Here is a 21,089-nt window from a genome sequence, read left to right on the forward strand (position 1 = left end):
CTTTATTATGTGATTGGGGCTGCCTAAAGGGATTTAGGTAGTAGGACGACGCAGGAGCCAAAGTCGAGAGTAAGCGCTGACAATGAACCATAAAATCTGAGCGAGAAGACTATACGCACCTAAAAACATTCAGAATATCTATTAGCCTAAATGACCACAGAGCTACAACAACTTCATCAGCAACTCAAACTCTGTGGTTTTCGTTTGCCGTTATTAGTGACAGGCGAAGAAACTCAAGTCAATCAATTAGCAAACGAACTGTTAATCTCTATCCAAACACATCAAAATCTAAATAGCATACTCGCCGTCAACAGCCTGACAAGCTTTACCCCACAAGCTAACACAACTCGGATCAGCAGTAACAAGTTTCGTCATTATTTAGGGCATGAATTTGATTGTGTGCTAATCAATGGCTGGCAAGGCTTTCATGTTGATGCGTTTGCGGCATTATCCGGTACCGTTAAAGCGGGTGGGTTATTTATTTTGTTGATGCCAGAATTAGTAAGTACATCAGAAAGCGAATTATCTGCTCATAAAAAAGGCTGGGATAGTTTTGCCGACCCCGATAGGCAACGATTTTTACAATGGGGCGTAAATAGCCAAGATTTTAAATCAAACTTTCTAACATTTGCGCAAAAGTATCTTTTACAAAGCTTTATCCAAATTATTAGCCAAACTACACCTATACTCGGCAATAATCATCAACAACAAGTGTCTATACCCGAACGATTCAAGCTTGGTATACCAAGTCTGAAAAGCAATTTTCAATTACCTGGATCTATCACTGCCGACCAGCAAAATATTATAGAACAAATACACGATAGCATTGCCCAAGATACAGGGAACAATCAACAGCACTTTATTATTGCAGCCAATCGCGGGCGCGGTAAATCAGCGACTTTAGGCATGCTAGCTGCGCAACTAGTGCGTAAATGTAAAAGTCACAAGCCGCTAACCGTTGGAGTGACCGCACCACGTATGGATTGCGCTAACCAAATCCAAACTTGGTTTCAGCAAAAGCACCCTAGTGAACACGAACTATCCTTTTATGCCCTTGATGTTTTAGCGATTAACAAACCACAACTCGATGTACTTTTGGTAGATGAAGCCGCTGCAATACCTGTTGAGTTATTACAACAATTAACTCGTCAATATAAACACGTGGTTTTCGCGACGACTGAGCATGGATACGAAGGTTGTGGCAGGGGCTTCACAATACGTTTCAAAAAATGGCTTGCTAGACATTTTACGCAACAAAGTTTCAGGCTTATCAATCCGATCCGCTGGTCGCCAAACGACCCACTTGAAGAATGCGTAAATCAATTACTGTTATTAGATGCTGAACCAGCGCCTTCATTAAAAGCGCTTTCCATGAGTGCTAACTCAATCACCACTGCGTGGTTTAGCCAACAAGATATGTTGCAACAAACTGACTTGTTACGCCAAGCCTTCGGATTATTAGTGCAAGCTCATTACCGCACAACACCGTCAGATTTACGCTATATGCTGGATTGCCCAACCATGCGTACCGTATTAATGAAATCGGGTAACCAAGTAGTAGGTGTGGCTTTAATATCGTTAGAAGGTGATTTACCTAGCGATTTAGCCCAGCAAGTCGCTAGAGGGCAGCGGCGACCTAATGGCCATTTATTTGCGCAAACCATAGCCGCACAAACCGGTTTTTATGAATTTGCGACATTAAAAGGCTGGCGCATTGTCCGTATCGCCATTCACCCCGACATGCAACATCGTGGTTTAGGCAGCCAGCTATTGGCATTTATTGACACCGCCTGCCAACAAGAAAAACAAGATTACCTATCAACCAGTTTTGGTCTAACGCTACCTTTACTTAAGTTTTGGCAAAAAAATCAATTCTCGTTGGTGCGCTTAGGGCAAACACCTGAAGCCAGTACTGGCGAGTATTCTGCCGCAATGCTGCGTTGTATTAGTGTTACCAGTGACAATTACATTGCCGAATTACGGCCTATTCAATTGCTTGATGTGCAACAACAACTCACTCATCGTTACGTTAATCTAAGCCTCGAGCTCAAAACCGCCCTAGGCAAAATACTGGCAAATAGCGCAAAAATGACAATGACGACGAGCAGAGCAAGCCAATTAGCCGAAAACTTTGCCCAATATCATGCGACACTCGCCAGTTGCCGATTAGCCATCGTTAAATTAATTAATGACCAACAATGTCAACAACACTTTCCCTTATTAACGTTAGCCACCGACCCAACCATTGACCATGATCAGTTAATCTTGCAATTTAGGCTCAGCGGCAAAAAACAGCTCATCCGAAAATTGCGCAGTCTCACTGGGGAACTATTAAATCAAATTCGACCTAAAAATTAGCCCCACTGCCGACAAGTATTAATTTGTAAAACTTAAGGTAAAATTAACCTTTGTAAACTGCCTTATACCCCAACAATGACCCTTTATCTTTCTTTAGGTCATAGTCTATCGCAAAAAATAACCAACATTTGCCTGAATTTGTGGTATAAAGTGCGCCCTTTTTTCAGCAATCAAGATCCGAGTTAAGTTTCAGGAGATTAAATGCCTACAGCAATGCCTGACATCGCGAATTCAGCAACGGCTCAAACCGAGGGTACGTTAGACTGGGTTGGCATGAGTGAAATTGAAGTGCCTATCATGGTAGCAGCCAAAAATGAAGCTGAGCGCCCTGTTAGTGCACGAGTCGAAGCCTTCGTCAATTTAAACGAAGCTAAGGCTAAAGGCATTCATATGTCTCGCTTGTACTTATTACTCGATAAGCTTTCTACCGAAGACACGTTAAATCTGCAAAATTTAACAACATTATTGCAGCACTTTATCGAAAGTCATCAAGAGTTAAGCGACCGTGCCTTTATCAAATTTAATTTTGATTATCATATGCGTCGCAAGTCACTCATTAGTGGCAAACAAGGTTGGAAAGCTTACCCAGTTGAAATAGTGGGAGTGTATCTCGACGGACATATCGAGACCGAACTGAAAATCGATGTACCTTACTCTTCAACATGCCCTTGCTCAGCTGCGCTTGCCCGCCAGTTAATTCAACAAGCATTTGAAGATAAATACGGTCACGAAGATACAGTAAACAAAGCTGATGTGCATGAATGGTTAGGTACCACCGAAGGTATTGTTGCCACGCCACATAGCCAACGCTCTATTGCTGAAGTCAAGGTAAAACTCAGCAAAGAAGTCGAAGACTTCCCGATCACTGACTTAGTAGACGCTATTGAATCAGCCTTGAGCACACCTGTTCAAGCGGCGGTAAAACGCGCCGACGAACAAGAGTTTGCTCGCTTAAACGGCCAAAATTTAATGTTCTGCGAAGATGCCGGACGACGTTTAACTCATGCGTTAAACCTTGTACCTGGCTATAGCGATTTTTGGGTAAGAGTGAATCATTACGAATCACTACACGCCCATGACGCAGTCAGCATCAATACAAAAGGAGTGAAGGACGGCTACTTACCTTACTAAGGCAAGTAAAAACCCTTGAAACCATACCTAAACTAGATAAATTACAGATATATTTATTCAACAAACAGGAATAAATATTCAATAAGAGCCAGATTAAACTTTGATATAGCGATTTATTTTAAATTTTATTAATTTTTCAATACTGGCAATTTAACTAATTTTATCTACACTTTAATCCTTATTTCGCCGCAGTTAAGCGATTTTTGGAAATATAAGCCTAACCACAGGGTATACCCCTGTGGATTGACGTGTTTAGAATAAAAAGTTATTGTACTAGGTTCTCTACACAGAATTTTTGAATAAAAATTACGATACGACTTGCTTTGATCACATGGCTGAGCCATCTCAATAGCCTTAAAGCTTTATTGAAAGTCGTAATATCGGAGGTTTTTGATGAAACTATATGACGCTAGCCAGTCCAAAGACAACTGTGGCTTTGGCCTGATCGCCCATATGGACGGCGAAGCCAGCCATAAGTTGGTAAGCACTGCAATCAGTGCGCTTGATAGAATGAAACACCGTGGTGGTATTGCTGCCGATGGTGTGACAGGTGACGGTTGTGGCCTTCTAATGCAGAAGCCCGATTCTTTCTTCCGCACTGTAGCTGAAGAAAACAATTGGTCACTGGCCGATAACTATGGTGTTGGTACCGTTTTCTTAAACAATGACGAAGATAAAGCAGCATTTGCCCGCAACGTTATTGAAGAAGAATTAGAAAAAGAAACCTTAACAATTGTCGGCTGGCGTACTGTGCCAACCGTAAAAAGCGTATTAGGTGAAATTGCAACGGCTTCAGTTCCAACTATTGAACAAGTTTTTGTCAACGCGCCGCAAGGCTGGAAAGACATCGATTTAGAACGTCGTTTATATATTGCACGTCGCCGTGCAGAAAAACGTATTGAAAACGATGATACTTTCTACATTGCTTCTTTATCTTGCTTAGTCACGATTTTCAAAGGCTTAGTCATGCCGGCTGACTTGCCGCGTTTCTACACAGACCTTGCTGACTTACGCTTAAAATCAAGCATTTGTGTATTCCACCAGCGTTTCTCAACGAATACCTTACCACAATGGAAATTGGCTCAGCCGTTCCGTTTCTTAGCGCATAATGGTGAAATCAATACCATTAAAGGTAACCGTCAATGGGCTGATGCACGTATCGCTAAATTCGCAACGCCATTGTTACCTGATTTAGAATCAGCTGCGCCATTCGTTAACAAAGTTGGCTCAGATTCATCATCACTAGATAACATGCTTGAATTGTTACTAGCGGGTGGTATGGATCTGTTCCGTGCGATGCGCTTATTAGTGCCACCAGCATGGCAGCAGCATCCTGAAATGCCAGACGAATTAAAGGCATTCTACGAATTTAACTCTATGCATATGGAACCATGGGACGGCCCAGCAGGTATCGTTTTAACTAATGGTCGCCATGTAGCATGTAACCTAGACCGTAACGGTCTGCGTCCTGCACGTTATGTTATTACTTCTAACCGCTTCATTACCCTTGCTTCTGAAATCGGTATTTGGGATTACACACCGGATGAAGTAGTCGAAAAAGGCCGTGTAGGCCCTGGTGAAATGTTAGCCGTTGATACTAAAACGGGTCAATTATTCAATTCATCAGCCATTGATAATCAATTAAAAGATCGCCACCCGTACCGTGAATGGTTAGATAACAATGTAAATTATGTAACGCCTTTCGAAAAATTCGACGGTAATGTTGCAGGTGAGCGTGTATTAGATAACGACGAATTAGCGGTTTATCACAAGCTATTTAACTATAGCTACGAAGAGATGGACCAAGTAATCAAAGTTCTTGCAAAAGACGGGCAAGAAGCGGTTGGCTCTATGGGTGATGATACCCCTATGGCTGTGCTTTCTTCACAAAACCGTACTTTGTACGATTACTTCCGTCAGATGTTCGCACAGGTTACTAACCCACCAATCGATCCATTACGTGAAGCACACGTAATGTCACTGCAAACCTGTATCGGCCGCGAGAAAAACGTTTTTGGTGAAACCACCAATCATGCGGGTCGTATCTTGTTTGAATCACCAGTACTGATGAGTACTGACATGCAGCAATTGGTTGAGTTTGATAGTGAAAAATACCCTGTTGAAACCATCAACTTAAACTACTCACCAGAAGAAGGCTTAGAAGCCGCAGTTAAGCGCATTGTCGCAGAATCTGTTGCAGCTGTAGAAGCAACCAATGGTGAAGATAGCGTTATTTTAGTTTTATCAGATCGTAAGATTGAAAAAGGCTTATTGCCAATTCCTGCGCCAATGGCGGTAGGTGCTGTGCAACTAGCCCTAGTTGAAAAAGGCTTACGTTGTGACTCTAACCTAGTTGTTGAAACTGGTTCAGCACGTGATCCACATCACTTCGCGGTTCTTATCGGCTTAGGTGCGACAGCGGTTTACCCATACATTGCTTTTGAAACGATCGAACAGTTATTAGATAGCGGCAGCCTAGAGATTGAACCACGTCAAGCGATGATCAATTACCGTAAAGGTATTGATAAAGGTCTTTATAAGATCATGTCTAAGATGGGTATCTCAACTATTGCGTCTTACCGTTGTTCACAATTATTTGAAGCTATCGGTATCAATAACGATGTAATGGAACTGTGCTTTAAAGGGGTGACAAGCCGCTTACAAGGTGCAACCTTCTCTGATTTCCAACAAGATGCGGTTAACTTAGACCGTGTTGCTTGGTTAAAACGTAAGAAAATCACTCACGGTGGTTTATTAAAATACGTTCACGGCGAAGAATATCACGCCTTTAACCCAGATGTAGTTAAGACATTACAAACAGCTGTAATGTCAGGTAAATATTCAGATTACCAAAAGTTCTCATCAACGGTTAATGAGCGCCCTGTTGCAGCGCTACGCGATTTATTAGAATTCACTAGCGACAAAGAAGCCATCTCGATTGATGACGTTGAACCAGCTGAAAACTTCTACAAGCGTTTTGATACAGCAGCGATGTCAATTGGTGCTTTAAGCCCAGAAGCGCACGAAGCACTAGCTATTGCCATGAACACCTTGGGCGGTAACTCAAACTCAGGTGAAGGTGGTGAAGATATTAAGCGTTACGGTACGCTTAAAAACTCGAACATCAAGCAAGTTGCTTCAGGCCGTTTCGGTGTAACGCCACACTACTTAACCAACGCTAAGATCATTCAGATCAAAGTAGCGCAAGGTGCTAAGCCAGGTGAAGGTGGTCAGTTACCAGGTGATAAAGTTAACCCTTATATCGCGACATTACGTTTCGCGGTTCCAGGTGTAACCCTTATTTCACCACCACCGCATCACGATATTTATTCAATCGAAGATTTAGCTCAGCTAATTTTCGATCTTAAGCAAGTTAACCCAGAAGCACTCATCTCAGTTAAATTAGTATCTGAGCCGGGTGTTGGTACTATCGCCACTGGTGTTGCTAAAGCTTATGCAGACTTAATTACCGTTTCTGGTTACGACGGCGGTACAGCTGCATCACCATTAACTTCAGTTAAATATGCAGGTTCTCCTTGGGAATTAGGTGTTGCAGAAACTCAACAAGCCCTAGTTGAAAACAACCTTCGTCACAAAATTCGTTTGCAAACGGATGGTGGCTTGAAGACAGGTTTAGACGTTGTTAAAGCCGGTATTTTAGGTGCTGAAAGTTTTGGCTTTGGTACTGGCCCTATGGTTGCATTAGGTTGTAAATTCTTACGTATTTGTCACTTAAACAACTGTGCGACAGGTGTTGCAACTCAGGACGAGAATTTACGTTCCAAGCACTATATTGGTTTACCTGAAATGGTAATCAACTACTTCAAGTTTATCGCGCAAGAAGTTCGTGAAATCATGGCTTCTTTAGGTATCGCGAAATTTGAAGACTTAATTGGTCGTACTGATTTACTAGAAGCGATGGACGGTTTTACTGCAAAACAATGTAAATTGGATTTATCACCAATTCTTGCAGAAGCCGTACCGACAGAAGCGACGAATCGTTTCTGTACTGAAGGTAAAAACGAACCGTTTGACCAAGCTGTATTGAACAAAAAAATTGTTGCCGATGCGGCTGATGCAATCGAAAATGCTACAGGTGGTGAATTCAACTACACAATCTGTAACTTAGATCGTTCAGTGGGTGCTACAGCATCAGGTAAGATTGCATACAAATACGGTAACGGTGGCTTACAGCACAACCCAATTACTATTAACTTTACCGGTACGGCAGGTCAAAGCTTTGGTGTTTGGAATGCTGGCGGCTTGAACCTTATCCTAACGGGTGATGCTAACGACTATGTAGGTAAAGGCATGGCTGGCGGTAAGCTAGTTATCAAATTACCTAAAGGTGTTGATTACAAGTCAAACGAAAGCTCTATCGCAGGTAATACCTGTCTGTACGGTGCAACCGGCGGTAAATTATTCGCTGCAGGCCGTGTTGGTGAGCGCTTCGGTGTACGTAACTCAGGTGTTATCACTGTTGTTGAAGGTACAGGCGATAACGCTTGTGAATACATGACTGGTGGTATCGTTTGTGTACTTGGTTCAACTGGAGTTAACTTCGGTGCCGGTATGACAGGTGGTTTTGCTTACGTATTAGACGAAGACAACACATTTGACAGCAAGTTAAACAAACAGCTAGTTGAAACAGTTGATTTCGCCGACAAAGCAATTTTAGTTGAGCACTTACGTGGCTTAATTAACCAACACTATGAAGAAACGGGCAGTACTCATGCTCATAACATTCTAACTAACTTCGACAACTACTTGCCTAAGTTCAAGCTAGTTAAGCCTAAAACAAGCGATGTTAAGAGCTTATTAGGCCATATCAGCCGCTCTTCGGCTGAGCTCAGAGTTGAAGTACAGTAGGAGATCAAGATGGCTAAGAATGTTTATCAATTTGTTGACGTAGAGCGTATTGATCCACCGAAAAAGTCGATCGACACGCGTAAAATCGAATTCGTTGAAATTTATCAGCCGTTAACGGCTGAGCAAACTTCAGGTCAAGCTGACCGTTGTTTAGATTGTGGTAACCCATACTGTGAATGGAAATGTCCTGTTCACAACTATATTCCACAATGGTTAAAATTAGCTGAAGAAGGCCGCATTATTGAAGCGGCTGAGCTATCACACCAAACAAACAGCTTACCTGAGATGTGTGGACGCGTTTGTCCGCAAGATCGTTTATGTGAAGGCGCTTGTACCTTAAATGACGGTTTTGGTGCTGTCACTATCGGTTCAATCGAAAAATACATCACAGATGAAGCCTTTAAGATGGGTTGGAAACCTGACCTGTCTGACGTGGTTAAAACCGACAAAAAAGTTGCTGTTATCGGTGCTGGTCCTGCAGGTTTAGCTTGTGCTGACGTATTGATCCGTAACGGTGTACAACCTGTTGTTTTTGACCGTTACCCTGAAATTGGTGGTCTATTAACGTTCGGTATCCCTTCTTTCAAATTAGAGAAAGAGGTTATTGCTAAGCGTCGTGAAATCTTCGAAGGCATGGGTATCGAGTTCCGTCTTAATACTGAAGTCGGTAAAGACATCAAGCTTGAAGACATGCTGAAAGAATACGATGCTGTATTCTTAGGTATGGGTACATACAAGTACATGAAAGGCGGTTTCGACAATGAAACTGCTGGTGGTGTTTACGATGCATTACCTTTCTTAATCGCTAACACTAACCGTGTTATGGGTATCGAAAAAGATCCTGCTGATTTTATCGATATGAAAGGCAAAAAAGTTATCGTACTTGGTGGTGGTGATACTTCAATGGACTGTGTACGTACCTCAGTACGTCAAGGTGCAACTGAAGTTTACTGTGCATACCGTCGTGATGAAGAAAACATGCCTGGTTCTGCACGTGAAGTCCAAAACGCCAAAGAAGAAGGTGTAAACTTCCTTTGGAACTTACAACCAGTGGGTATCGAAGTTGATGCTGACGGCAACGCAACTGGCGTTAAGTTCGTTAAAACCCGCATGGGTGAGCCAGATGCAAATGGCCGTCAACGCGCTGAAACGGTTGAAGGTTCAGAGCACGTTATCGAGTGTGACAACGTGATCGTTGCTTTCGGTTTCAAACCATCGCCTACAAGTTGGATGGCTGAGCACGGCATCGAATTAGACCAATGGGATCGCGTAATCGCACCAGAGAATGGTCAATTCGCTTACCAAACGACTAACGAGAAAATCTTCGCTGGTGGTGATATGGTGCGCGGTGCAGACTTAGTAGTAACAGCAGTTGCTGAAGGTCGTGGTGCAGCAGAAGGTATCTTAGATTACCTAGAAGTTTAGTCTTAAACTTCTAAATATTTATTTAAAAACGCCAGCTAACTAGCTGGCGTTTTTGTTTATGCTATTCACTATTTTGTCGTTAACTCACCATACAATATAGTCAAAGCGATCTGGTTTTAGGGGAAGCCGTCAAGCTTCGAGACCCCATGAGCATATGCTCTACTATGTGATTGGGGCGAGTAAGCGCTGACAATGAACCATAAAGCCTGAGCGAGAAGACTATAAACTAAATTTTTCGTACTAGCTCCATTATGCATACACTAGAAGATATCCGAGCAGGAAAGCACAGCCAAGAAAAACGCCTTAACATTAGCCAGGGCTTAACCGAATTTCCAATAGACATTATCGAATTTTGCCAACAGGTGGAAATTCTCGATATCGGCAACAATCAATTAACTGATTTACCCAATGAAATCAGCCAGCTAAAGAACCTAAAAGTACTATTCGCTTCTAACAATCAATTTAGCCATTTGCCAGAAGCTTTAGGTCAATGTGAAAAGTTAGAAATGGTTGGCTTTAAATCGAACCAAATCAAAACCGTTTCAGCCGAATCCTTACCCCAACAATTACGCTGGTTAATATTAACTGATAATCAAATTGAAACTTTACCAGAAGAATTAGGCAATAGACCTAGGCTGCAAAAGTGCGCATTAGCCGGCAACAAGCTTAGCGAACTGCCTCAAAGCATGGCGAATAACCATAATCTGCAACTTTTGCGTGTCTCGGCTAATCAGCTAAAAGTATTCCCTAAACAGTTACTAAAATTACCTAAACTGGCATGGCTCGCATTTGCTGGCAATCCGTTTTGCCAAGCCTATGATCTACAATCTGATTTACCTATTTATCAAAAACAGCAATTCGAGTTCGATAAAGTACTTGGTATGGGTGCATCAGGGATTATCTCACTCGCCCACCCTATCGATATTGCAGAGTTACCACAGCAAGTGGCGATCAAAGTATTTAAAGGTGACGTTACCAGTGATGGTTACCCCGCAGATGAACTCAGTGCCTGCTTGCATGTGGGTGAACATAGAAACCTCGTTAAATTTATTGGTCGCATTGAACAAGATGACTGTTCTGCCGTTGTAATGGAATTGATCCCTGATAACTTTCATAACCTAGGCTTACCGCCAAGTTTGGCATCTTGTACCCGCGATACCTTTGCCGACAGCCAAAGTTTATCAATCAAAGCTATCGAAGATATCTGTAGTCAAATGGCTAATATGACGCAATATCTTGCCCAGCATCATATGCAACATGGTGATCTGTATGCGCACAACGTACTGATTGACGCTGATAACCACGCTTTATTTGGCGACTTTGGTGCCGCATCCCACTATGAATATTTATCTGAAGATATTCAGCAACAGTTACAAAAAATTGAAGGCCGAGCATTAGGTTATTTTATTGAAGACTTACTATCGATTTGCGTAGCAGAAGATAAAAATACCGAGCTTTATCAGCATTGGTATCAAGAAGCTCAGCGTTTGATTAACTGTATTTAATTCAAAGACATCGGACAAGGTGCGACTCGTTGCACTCGGTGCACCCTACTTAAATTGAATTTTTGCGTAGGGTGGCCGGCGTCGTACGACTCCCACCACTCACAAACCATCAAATCAGAATAAACTGGGCTGATTATCAACCAAGCCTTGATCACCTTGATTTGGCCAAGCCTTGTCTTGATATGGCCGATAACCTAGGTATTCAGTTAACATGTCTAACCACAATTCAACCAAATCATGAATACTGGCGTTATCAGCGGTGTGGACAAATAAATAAGGTTGTTTACCTTCATCCAACCAAGCTTTCATCGGCTTTAACCAATTTTGAATAAAAGGTCGGTTGTTTTCTAAATCCATTGTGCCAACATAACGCACCGTCGGGTTATTGCCTGTCGACAATAAATGCACCGGCAACTTAGGCTTTTTACTTTGCGCATCTTGTATGGCCTCATGGTTGTCTGCACCCGGCACTGCCACTTCACTATGTACTGGCCGCGTATCCATCATCACCCTATCAACTTTGTGATCCATCAATAGTCGATTAAGACAACGTTCAGCTTCACCCTTAGCATAAAAATCAGGATGACGAACTTCGACAGCAAATGGCAAATCCCTTGAATAATCGTTTAGCCAAGCTTCAAGCAAGGTAAATTGTTTAAATGAAAAATAAGGCGGTAATTGCAGCCACAGTTTACCCAATTGCTCAGACTCAATGATTGGCGCCATGACCTCAAGAAACGACTCAAACTCGGCTCGGCCTTGCTCTAAACCCAGTTTATGACTGACTAATTGCGGCACTTTAAAGCAAAAACGAAAATCAGCAGGCACTGACGCTATCCAAGTTTTAACCGTGTCTTGACTAGGCAATGCGTAAAACGTGGTATTACCTTCTACCGCCGTATAGTAACGTGAGTAATAATTAAGAAATTGCTTGGCTGGGGTTTTCGCTGGAAAAAACGAACCTTTCCAAGCTTGATGCCCCCACATAGGTGCGCCAATGAGTAATGTTGGCTTATGCATTGTAGTTGCGCATAGTTTTTTATGTATAGATAAGTGAAAATCAGAATAATTTTGTAAACATTTTAACCTAGAATTAACAGCTTTTATAATGTAAATTAGCGCGGTTAAATTTGCGCCAGCAAATTATGGAATTTAAGTCTAATAAGACAGGAATACGTCTCATATGTTAAAACCGCAGCAATTCTACGTTTCAACCCCAAAGCGTTTTATAAAAAAAGCCAGCTCATTGCTTGCTATTTGTATTGGCCTATCCGCCTGTGGCGGCGGTGGCGATGACACCGCCGCCCCAGAGCAAACCACCACAATTAACGGTAAGGTTATCGACGGCTATATTAGCGGCGCTTTGGTCTATCTGGATTTAAATTTAGATAAACAGCATTCAAACAACGAACCATCAGCTACCACCAATGGCCAAGGACAATACAGCTTATCTATTCCAGAATCGCTGTTATCTGAATTAAAATACAAACCGATCCGTGCTTATATTGGTGCTGGTGCAAAAGATGCTTCTCGTCCGGAATTAGACTTTAGTCAAACACCCATCACCCTCTCAGCGTTCCCGCTAGCGACAAACAGCGACTTAAATACGCCACTCAATGTATTTGTCACACCATTCACTGACAAAATTAGCCAACAAATTGAAGGGCAACTCAACAACAAGGGTGAAAACGACGAGGCAAGTCTTAGCAAACTAACCACAGCCATAGAGCAAGCTAAGCAGCAAATGGTTAACGATTACCAAAGCCAGTTAGCAGCGGACGGTTTATCGTTAGACGAACAAACCTTAATGGCTAATTTATTTGTCGATTTTGCTGATAGCTTGCCACAAATATCAACCGATATTAGTGCAAACATCCAAGCTAAAGCAGAAAAATTAACCGATACGGCTATTCAAGAACAAGATCTGCGCGATTTAGATAATGATGGTATCGCCAACAAAGACGATACCGACGATGACGGCGACGGCCACGCTGATACCTTAGATGCGTTTCCACTTGATGCATCAGAACATCAAGATACGGATCAGGATGGTGTTGGTAACAACGCCGATGTTTACCCTAATGACGGCAGTTGCTTTGCAGAAGAAGAAGGCGATGGCTCGGTTTGTTATAGCGCATGGCTAGCCGATAACCACCCAACCATGAGTGTTGTTACCGATACCTTGTTGTATCTAACCGATGCTAACTGGGACAAAGTTCTGCGTGTCGACTTAGCCACCAATCGCTTTATTAGTAGTGTGGCAATCGCTAATCCTCGCAATATCAGCTATTCAGCAGAACTCAAACGGCTCTACATCAATACTCAAACGCAAGGCTTACATTATTTAGCAGATTCAGCTAACCAAACCACTGAGGTTAACAGCAGCTCAAATTACCAAAGCATTATCGCCATTGGTAACTATGTTATCGCCAATGATTCATACAATAGTAACAAGCTTTATACAATAGCCGCCGACGGTGAAATAGTACAAACGGTATCTAATTTTTATTATAGCGCGTCCAACATGCAGTGGGATCCTGTCAAAAACCGCCTATACTATTTTACCCACCAATTAACTTACGCTAACGTTAACCTCAACACAGGGGCAATCACACCTGCCAACATCAATTACAACGACATTCCTTGGGCAAATACCTATATCATCCATCCCGATGGCAAAACCATTATTTTTCCCAATGGCAACGTCTACAATACAGATGACTTCACATTCGTAGAGCGTAAAAACATTAACTTTAGCCAAGCAGTTTTTCACAACGATCAGTTAATCACTTGGAATAAATACCGTAATCAAGTCACGCTAAACCGCTACAATCAAGATGATCAAATATTGCAATCTTCCGTTTTCAATAGTGATTTATCTTTATTTGCAATATCGGGGCAAAACGCACCTTATTTTTTAAGCAAAAAAGACGGCGCATTTAATCTGGCACAATATGTAGTCAATGACGACCTCGACAATGACGGGGTGGATAACATCGCCGATGCATTTCCCAATAATGCCAGCGCGTCACTTGATAGTGATTTAGATGGTTATCCGGATAGTTGGAATACTAATTTCGAGCGTGATCCAACAAGCCAGTTAACCCTAGATGCCTTTCCACAAGACAACTTATGTTGGCTAGCAAGCCAAGGGCAAAATGACATTTGTGATTATGCTAGCGCAATCGACCAATTTGAACCGAACCTCACAGCGTCAAATGGCCAAGACACCATTTATTTTTACAACCGACGTACCGCCACCATCTATCGCTGGTCAAAAGAAACTCAGGCCTATACTAATACCTTAGTACCTAACCAGATTACGCCAACAAGCGATATTACCCAGTTACATTATGCCAAACAGCAACAGCGTCTTTACGTTAGCTACAGCGATGGCACGGTGAGCTATTTTGTTGATGGTAGCTATAAAGAGCAGCTTTTCAAAAAATTCACCTACAATATAGACATCTTCTACCCTGTAGCAGACTACCTAGTCGTTCAAGAAAATGGTTATTACTACGACGCAACTATCGATGTTTATAATAGCAATGGCAGCAAAGCTAGCTTTATCAAAAAACAATCGCGTATTGTCGATTTAGCTTGGGATGCAACGTCATCACGTTTATATACTGTTAGCAGAAACCCCTATTCGTCAGGCAATATTCTCGGTTACTTTCCTTTCAATACAGATAATGGCCGCCTTTCTAGCTTAGTGACCAACCCTAATCACGAAAACGACGACAATGTTTATTCGTTAACCAAAATCACAGTCGCTGATGATGGCCAACATTTAATCGACAACCTAGGCCAGATTTATACATCTGACTTCAGCAAAAAAATTAAAATTGTTGGCCCGGGTGACACGATTGCCAACCAGTGGGCCGATGGCAACTTATTCTCGTTGCATCAATCAACACTAGAATTCAATAAGCATTACCTACGTGTTCAACGTAAGTCTGATCTGCGTAATCAAAACTTATTGTCTAAAGAAGGACGCGGCATTGCGGTTGTCACATTAGACGGAGCCATTGCCGCCGTTTCAGAAAACAATAACCAACTAAGTGTTCGTTTGTTATCTACTTTAGATAGTGATCAAGATGGTATTCCTGCATGGTGGGAAACCCTCTATGGCCTCGATGATAGCAATGCTCAAGATGCCACAAACGATGATGATGAAGATGGACTAACCGCCTTACAAGAATTTGAAAATCGTACCTTCGCCGATAAAGCCGACTCTGATGACGATGGCTTAAATGACTATCAAGAAGTGAATGAAACTAACACGCTAGTACGCGATAGTGATACAGATAATGATGGCTTAAAAGACGGTGAAGAAGTTAATCAACATTCAACCTCACCACTGTTAAGTGACACTGACGCCGACGGCCTAGATGACGCACAAGAAGTAAACGAATTGCAAAGCAATCCACTACTAGCAGATTCCGATGGCGACGGTTTATCAGACAAATTTGAATTTGACAACGGTTTGCAAATCAACGTTTCTGACGCCGATATTGATACAGATAACGACGGCTTAAGTAACGCCCAAGAAGTCACTTACAATACCGACGTTAACCTGGCAGACACGGATGGCGACGGTTTGAGCGATGGTGATGAAATCAATAGTCATTCAACCGATCCGCTGAATTTTGATTCAGACTCAGACAAAATGGCCGATGGCTTTGAAGTGCAATATGGCTTAGATCCAAATACCAATACTGATGCCAACACAGATACTGACTTAGACGGCTACTCGAATTTATTTGAATATTACTTAAATTCTGACCCAAGTGATGCCCTTAGTATACCAATGGCTACCGCTTGGCGCTCCGCTCACGGTGATTTACGTCAGTCTAGCTTCAAACCTGTGTCGGTCGACGCCACGAACATCACGCAACTTTGGCATATTCCGTTAGTATCCAATAATGCTACGCAGGTTGTTAGCGACAACGGCGTTGCCTATACGCTTTCACAGTCGTCACAAACTACACTAACCGCACACAATGAATTAAGTGGTGCGCAAATTTGGCAACAAGCCTATAGCAGTCGCTACGGCTATGTCACCCCAATCATTACCCCAGAACAAATCATTTGGCGCGATTCAGATTACTTACGTCGTCTTAATCGAGAAACGGGGAGCCTGATCTCACGCAAAGATCTCTCGGGTTCATACAGCAACCAAATCGTCGCATTAGACAACGGTACCGTTTTCAGTTCGACTTACTCTGGTATACAAGCCATTGATAATCAAAACTCAGAGCTATGGCGTAGCAATGAAGATATTCAAGGCCATATGCTAGTTGAAAATGGCAAGCTGTATACCCATAACCGCGATGGACTCATTATTCTCGATAGCCTAACAGGTACTAAGCTTCACTCGATACAAGTACCTAGCGATGACAGTTATTGGTGGCTATCAGTGAATGGTGGCCCAATCAAGACCTTTGATAATCAGCTTATTGCTATCGTTAATAACAAATTAACCAGCTATAACCTAAATAGCATGACCATAGCTTGGCAAAAGGCTCCTGAGCAATACAGCAATTGGCACCATCCTGTCGCAGCGATGGGCAAACTATACGTCGCCTCAGACAATCACCTAATCGCGATCAATCCAGAAAATGGCAACGAACTTTGGCGCTGGTCTGCGAGCCCGTCTTACCGTGACATACGTTCTATCGTGGCAAGCTTAACCCATATTTTTGTCAGTACCGACTCGGCAAAAACCTACGCGATAAATATTGCTAACCAACAAGTCGACTGGCAAGTTGAGCACGGCGGCGAGTTATCCTTAAGCAACAGTGGTATTTTGTATATTAATGGCAGCAGCACGTATGCTTATAATGTTGGCGCTGACAGTGACGGTGATGGATTAAACGATTTAGTTGAACAAAACGTATTACAAACTAACCCAGCAGCTGAAGATACTGACCAAGACGGCCTAACTGATGGTTATGAATTCCGCTACGGATTAGACCCAACTAAAGATGACTCAGCCCTTGATCCTGATGCTGACGGCTTAACTAACGCAGAAGAATTTACCAACTCGACCTCGCCCATTGTCGCAGATACAGATAATGACGGTTTAACCGACAGTGAAGAAGTGAATATTCACCTAACTGATCCAACATTAATAGATACCGATGGTGATAAAATGGCCGACGGTTGGGAGATCAGCAATAACTTTGATGCAAACAGTAATAGTGACGGCTCATTAGATTCAGATGCCGACGGCTTCAACAATGCAGAAGAATTTTTCCTTGGCACCAATCCAAATGACGCAAGCCAAACGCCAAACGCTAGCAATTGGGCAATGAACCAAGGTAACGCCCAACATACTGGCTTTATTCCAATGGCGCTAAACACAACAGAGTTTGCTCGTCGTTGGCAAATCACCTTAGAAAATAGTGAACAGGCGTCTAATATTGCCATTGCCAATGGTAAATTATTTGTTAGTTCTGGCAGCTACAGTTCGACCAAAAATTTGTATGCTTTTAATACCATTGATGGCAGCTTAGCTTGGCAAACCATTGCCAACGCAGGTAGCTATAATTATATCTCACCACCGGCAACAGACGAGGATCACGTATACCTGTATAGCGGCGCTAACCTTATTCAGTTTCAGCAAAACGATGGAAGCCAAGTTTATACAACAGACTTACAACTCAGATCCGAACGCTTTGAAGCGCCAACGTTATTTGATAGTAAAATTTATGTACCTACATCAAATTACACAACGGCAGCCTTTAATTCAGATGGCACAGAAATATGGCAAACCAATGGCTTTGATGGCGAATACAGCGCCGTTGCGCTTGACAACGACTACGTTTATACAACTAAAGGCAGCGGCTTAATAGCATACGATCGCGCTTCTGGCGCCAAAGCCATATCAATTGGTTACGACACTAGACATAGCCGAGCCGCAACCCCAGTTATTACCCAGCCTAAGCGAGTGATTGCGATTACAGACGGGACGTTACGTCGTTTTAATATTGATACTCAGTCAGTCGATTGGAGCTTAACCAATAACTTTCAAGGCCAACCCGCATACGCTTACGGCGTTATTTACGCTAATCAAGATGGTATTTTATCCGCCATTGACGAAACAAGCGGGCAAGTATTATGGTCATGGGAAGCGCCAAGCGGTAATCTAACCAGCAATATTGTCGTCAGCCGTAATCTTGTTTTTGTACAAACGTACTCAACAACTTACGCCATTGATATCAATAACCACTTGTCGCAATGGAGCTATGATTCGGCGGGGCATCTAGCCATAAATAACGATGGGGCAATTTACATCGTCCAAGGCAGTCAAATCACCGCGATCAATATAGAAGGCGATTCAGATAATGATGGCATTCCTAATTGGTGGGAAAACGCTCACGGGTTAAACAAGGATGACAGTAGTGACGCAGCATTGGATCCAGATAATGATGGTTTAACTAACTTAGAAGAATTTCAACAAGCCACAGATCCTACCAAAAGCGACACCGATGGTGACGGCTTAACCGATGGTGATGAAGTCAACAGCCACTTATCTTCACCCACTTTAGCCGACTCTGATCATGATGGTTTAAATGATTATATCGAAGTGACGACCAGCTTAACTGATCCTAATTTAGCCGATTCAGATGGCGACTTTTTAAGTGATAACTGGGAATACTTAAATGGCTTTGATGCCAACCTAGCCAGTGATGCACTTGAAGATAAAGACAACGATGGCTTTACTGCACTAGATGAATTAACTTTCAGAACGGATCCAGAAGATGCAGACTCCGCACCACTGATTTCTGGTTGGGAACAATACCAAGGAAACGCCTATCATAACGGTTACGTACCATTAACCTTAGACACGGAAGGCTACACACCGTTATGGAACAAGCGGGTTGACTCGCAACAAGGCCTCAACACCATAGCAGTCAATGGCCAATATCTAGCAGTCACTTCGTCGAGTTATTCTGACGGCGATAAAATAAGCCTATTATCGGCACAAACAGGTAACACACTGTGGAATGTCAACTTAGGGCAACGCCAACAATTGAGTGCACCCAGTTTCAGTGGTGATCTAATCATCGTCAGTTCAGAATCCGCTTTGTATGGCTACAACCAAGCATCAGGTACGCAAGCATTCAGCACTAGCTTAGCCAACTACTCGTCAAGCGTATTAAACAGTGCCGTTTTTGACAATACCATCTACACCCCTAATCGTTATTGGAATCACGGTATTTATGCTCACGACAATACAGGTCAAGAAAACTGGTATTGGCAAAGCTCAATTATGCGTAATTCAATACCCGCCATTGATAATGATTACGTATATAGCTATGCAGGCAACCAGTTAGATTTAATCGACCGTGCGACAGGGATCACAGTGCAATCGATCGACGACCCGCGCGGCAATGACTACAGCCATTTAATCTCAGCACCCATCCCCGTTTCAGAGCAACGGGTTTTGGTGAAAAATAACAGTCGACTTGTTATGTTTGATACGGCCACCAATCAAATTGCTTGGCAACGCCATGACGACTACAACATACAACCTAGCTATGCTGCAGGTCGGATATTTGCCGCTAGAGGTAATCAATTAGATGTTATCTCAGAGTACACAGGACAACTTCTCTGGTCATGGATCAGTCAAGATAACGAGTACCTGACTAACAATATCATAGTGACGCGTAACGTGGTGTTTGTACAAACATACAACACTACCTACGCCATTAACCTCAGTACACAACAACAAATTTGGTCCTATGCGGCGGCTGGTAGCATGGCGCTCAACAATGACGGTACTTTGTATATAGTGACGGCCAGCAATATTTATGCATTTGGCACTTTAAATGGTGATCAAGACAGTGACGGCCTGCCAGACTGGTGGGAGCAGCGTCATCAACTGTTAATAGACAGTGATGATGCCAATGAAGATGCTGACAATGATGGCCTAACCAACATCCAAGAATACTCAGCCTATACCGACCCCAATGCATCTGACACAGATCAAGACGGGGTTAGCGATGGTGACGAAGTGAATACGCATCAATCTAACCCATTATTAACCGACTCAGACAACGATGGTCTTAATGATAATCAAGAGCTCACGCTGGGCACGAATATTATCAAGGCAGACAGCGACGATGATAAGTTTAATGACGGGGCTGAGGTTAATGTATTTAATACCGATCCACTCGATGCCAACTCAGTACCGGATAGCTTACAAGATTCATTTGAATCCGATACATTAGCTAGCATGTGGCAAGCCACGGATAATTCAAATGCCGATTGGTTTATAACAGATTCAGATGCATCTGATGGCAGCCAAAGCTTAAGAGCCGGTATAATTAATAATAGCCAGCAAAGCGGCGTGCAAGTTACCTATAATTTTTCAGCCGGTAAACTCAGCTTTGATGTTAGAGTCGATTCAGAGTCTTGTTGCGATAGCTTATTGATTTTCTTAAATGATGAAAATATTGAAGGTACTAGCCTGCAACAATGGCAATCATTTAGTTTTGATATTAGCGAAGGCGAACACACAATTAAATTTGTTTACCGCAAAGATGGCAGTTCTTCACGTGGTGAAGACACGGCGTGGATAGACAATATTTTATTTACCCCTAATTAGGGTCTTTTCAAATTAATTTTGATTAGTTGAAAACATTGGTGAGCCCTTTCACACTGAGCGCGAAGCAGTCGAAGTGTTGGTAAGTTAGAAAGTAACAAGACTTCGACACCAAAAGTAGGCGCCTTAAGCGAGCTCAGCCTGAAGTTGTTTATTTACTCTAAATGTGGTTAAAAACATCATGAGTG

7 protein-coding genes are annotated in these 21,089 nt (G+C 42.6%); 6 read left to right on the top strand and 1 reads right to left on the bottom strand.

Annotated elements, in window-relative coordinates:
• The first annotated feature begins 150 nt into the window (after nucleotides 1-150).
• The 5 genes from C2869_RS19450 (at nucleotide 151) to C2869_RS19470 (ending at nucleotide 11,288) form a co-directional block, all read left to right on the top strand.
• The gene (locus tag C2869_RS19450) at nucleotides 151-2,358 is read left to right on the top strand and encodes a tRNA(Met) cytidine acetyltransferase TmcA (RefSeq protein WP_108604506.1); all 2,208 of its coding nucleotides are present in this window, start codon (nucleotides 151-153) and stop codon (nucleotides 2,356-2,358) included.
• A gap of 201 nt (nucleotides 2,359-2,559) precedes the next feature.
• Nucleotides 2,560-3,489, top strand: coding sequence for a GTP cyclohydrolase FolE2 (gene folE2, locus C2869_RS19455; RefSeq protein WP_108604507.1), 930 nt, complete (start codon nucleotides 2,560-2,562; stop codon nucleotides 3,487-3,489).
• 393 nt (nucleotides 3,490-3,882) lie between these two features.
• Complete coding sequence (gltB, locus tag C2869_RS19460; RefSeq protein WP_108604508.1) at nucleotides 3,883-8,358, top strand: glutamate synthase large subunit; 4,476 nt, start codon at nucleotides 3,883-3,885, stop codon at nucleotides 8,356-8,358.
• Nucleotides 8,359-8,367: 9 nt separating this feature from the next.
• Nucleotides 8,368-9,783, top strand: coding sequence for an FAD-dependent oxidoreductase (locus tag C2869_RS19465; RefSeq protein WP_108604509.1), 1,416 nt, complete (start codon nucleotides 8,368-8,370; stop codon nucleotides 9,781-9,783).
• 251 nt (nucleotides 9,784-10,034) lie between these two features.
• The gene (locus C2869_RS19470; protein ID WP_108604510.1) at nucleotides 10,035-11,288 is read left to right on the top strand and encodes a leucine-rich repeat-containing protein kinase family protein; all 1,254 of its coding nucleotides are present in this window, start codon (nucleotides 10,035-10,037) and stop codon (nucleotides 11,286-11,288) included.
• A gap of 114 nt (nucleotides 11,289-11,402) precedes the next feature.
• Here the strand turns inward: C2869_RS19470 and C2869_RS19475 are convergent, their stop codons facing one another.
• Entirely contained in the window at nucleotides 11,403-12,308 is a 906-nt protein-coding gene (locus tag C2869_RS19475) for a DUF72 domain-containing protein (protein ID WP_228710709.1), read from the bottom strand.
• 163 nt (nucleotides 12,309-12,471) lie between these two features.
• Between C2869_RS19475 and C2869_RS19480 the strand changes: the two genes are divergently transcribed.
• On the top strand, nucleotides 12,472-20,904 hold the full coding sequence (locus tag C2869_RS19480) for an outer membrane protein assembly factor BamB family protein (protein ID WP_108604511.1): 8,433 nt from the start codon (nucleotides 12,472-12,474) through the stop codon (nucleotides 20,902-20,904).
• Nucleotides 20,905-21,089 lie beyond the last annotated feature (185 nt).

The sequence above is a fragment of the Saccharobesus litoralis genome (assembly GCF_003063625.1).
Taxonomy (GTDB): Bacteria; Pseudomonadota; Gammaproteobacteria; order Enterobacterales; family Alteromonadaceae; genus Saccharobesus; species Saccharobesus litoralis.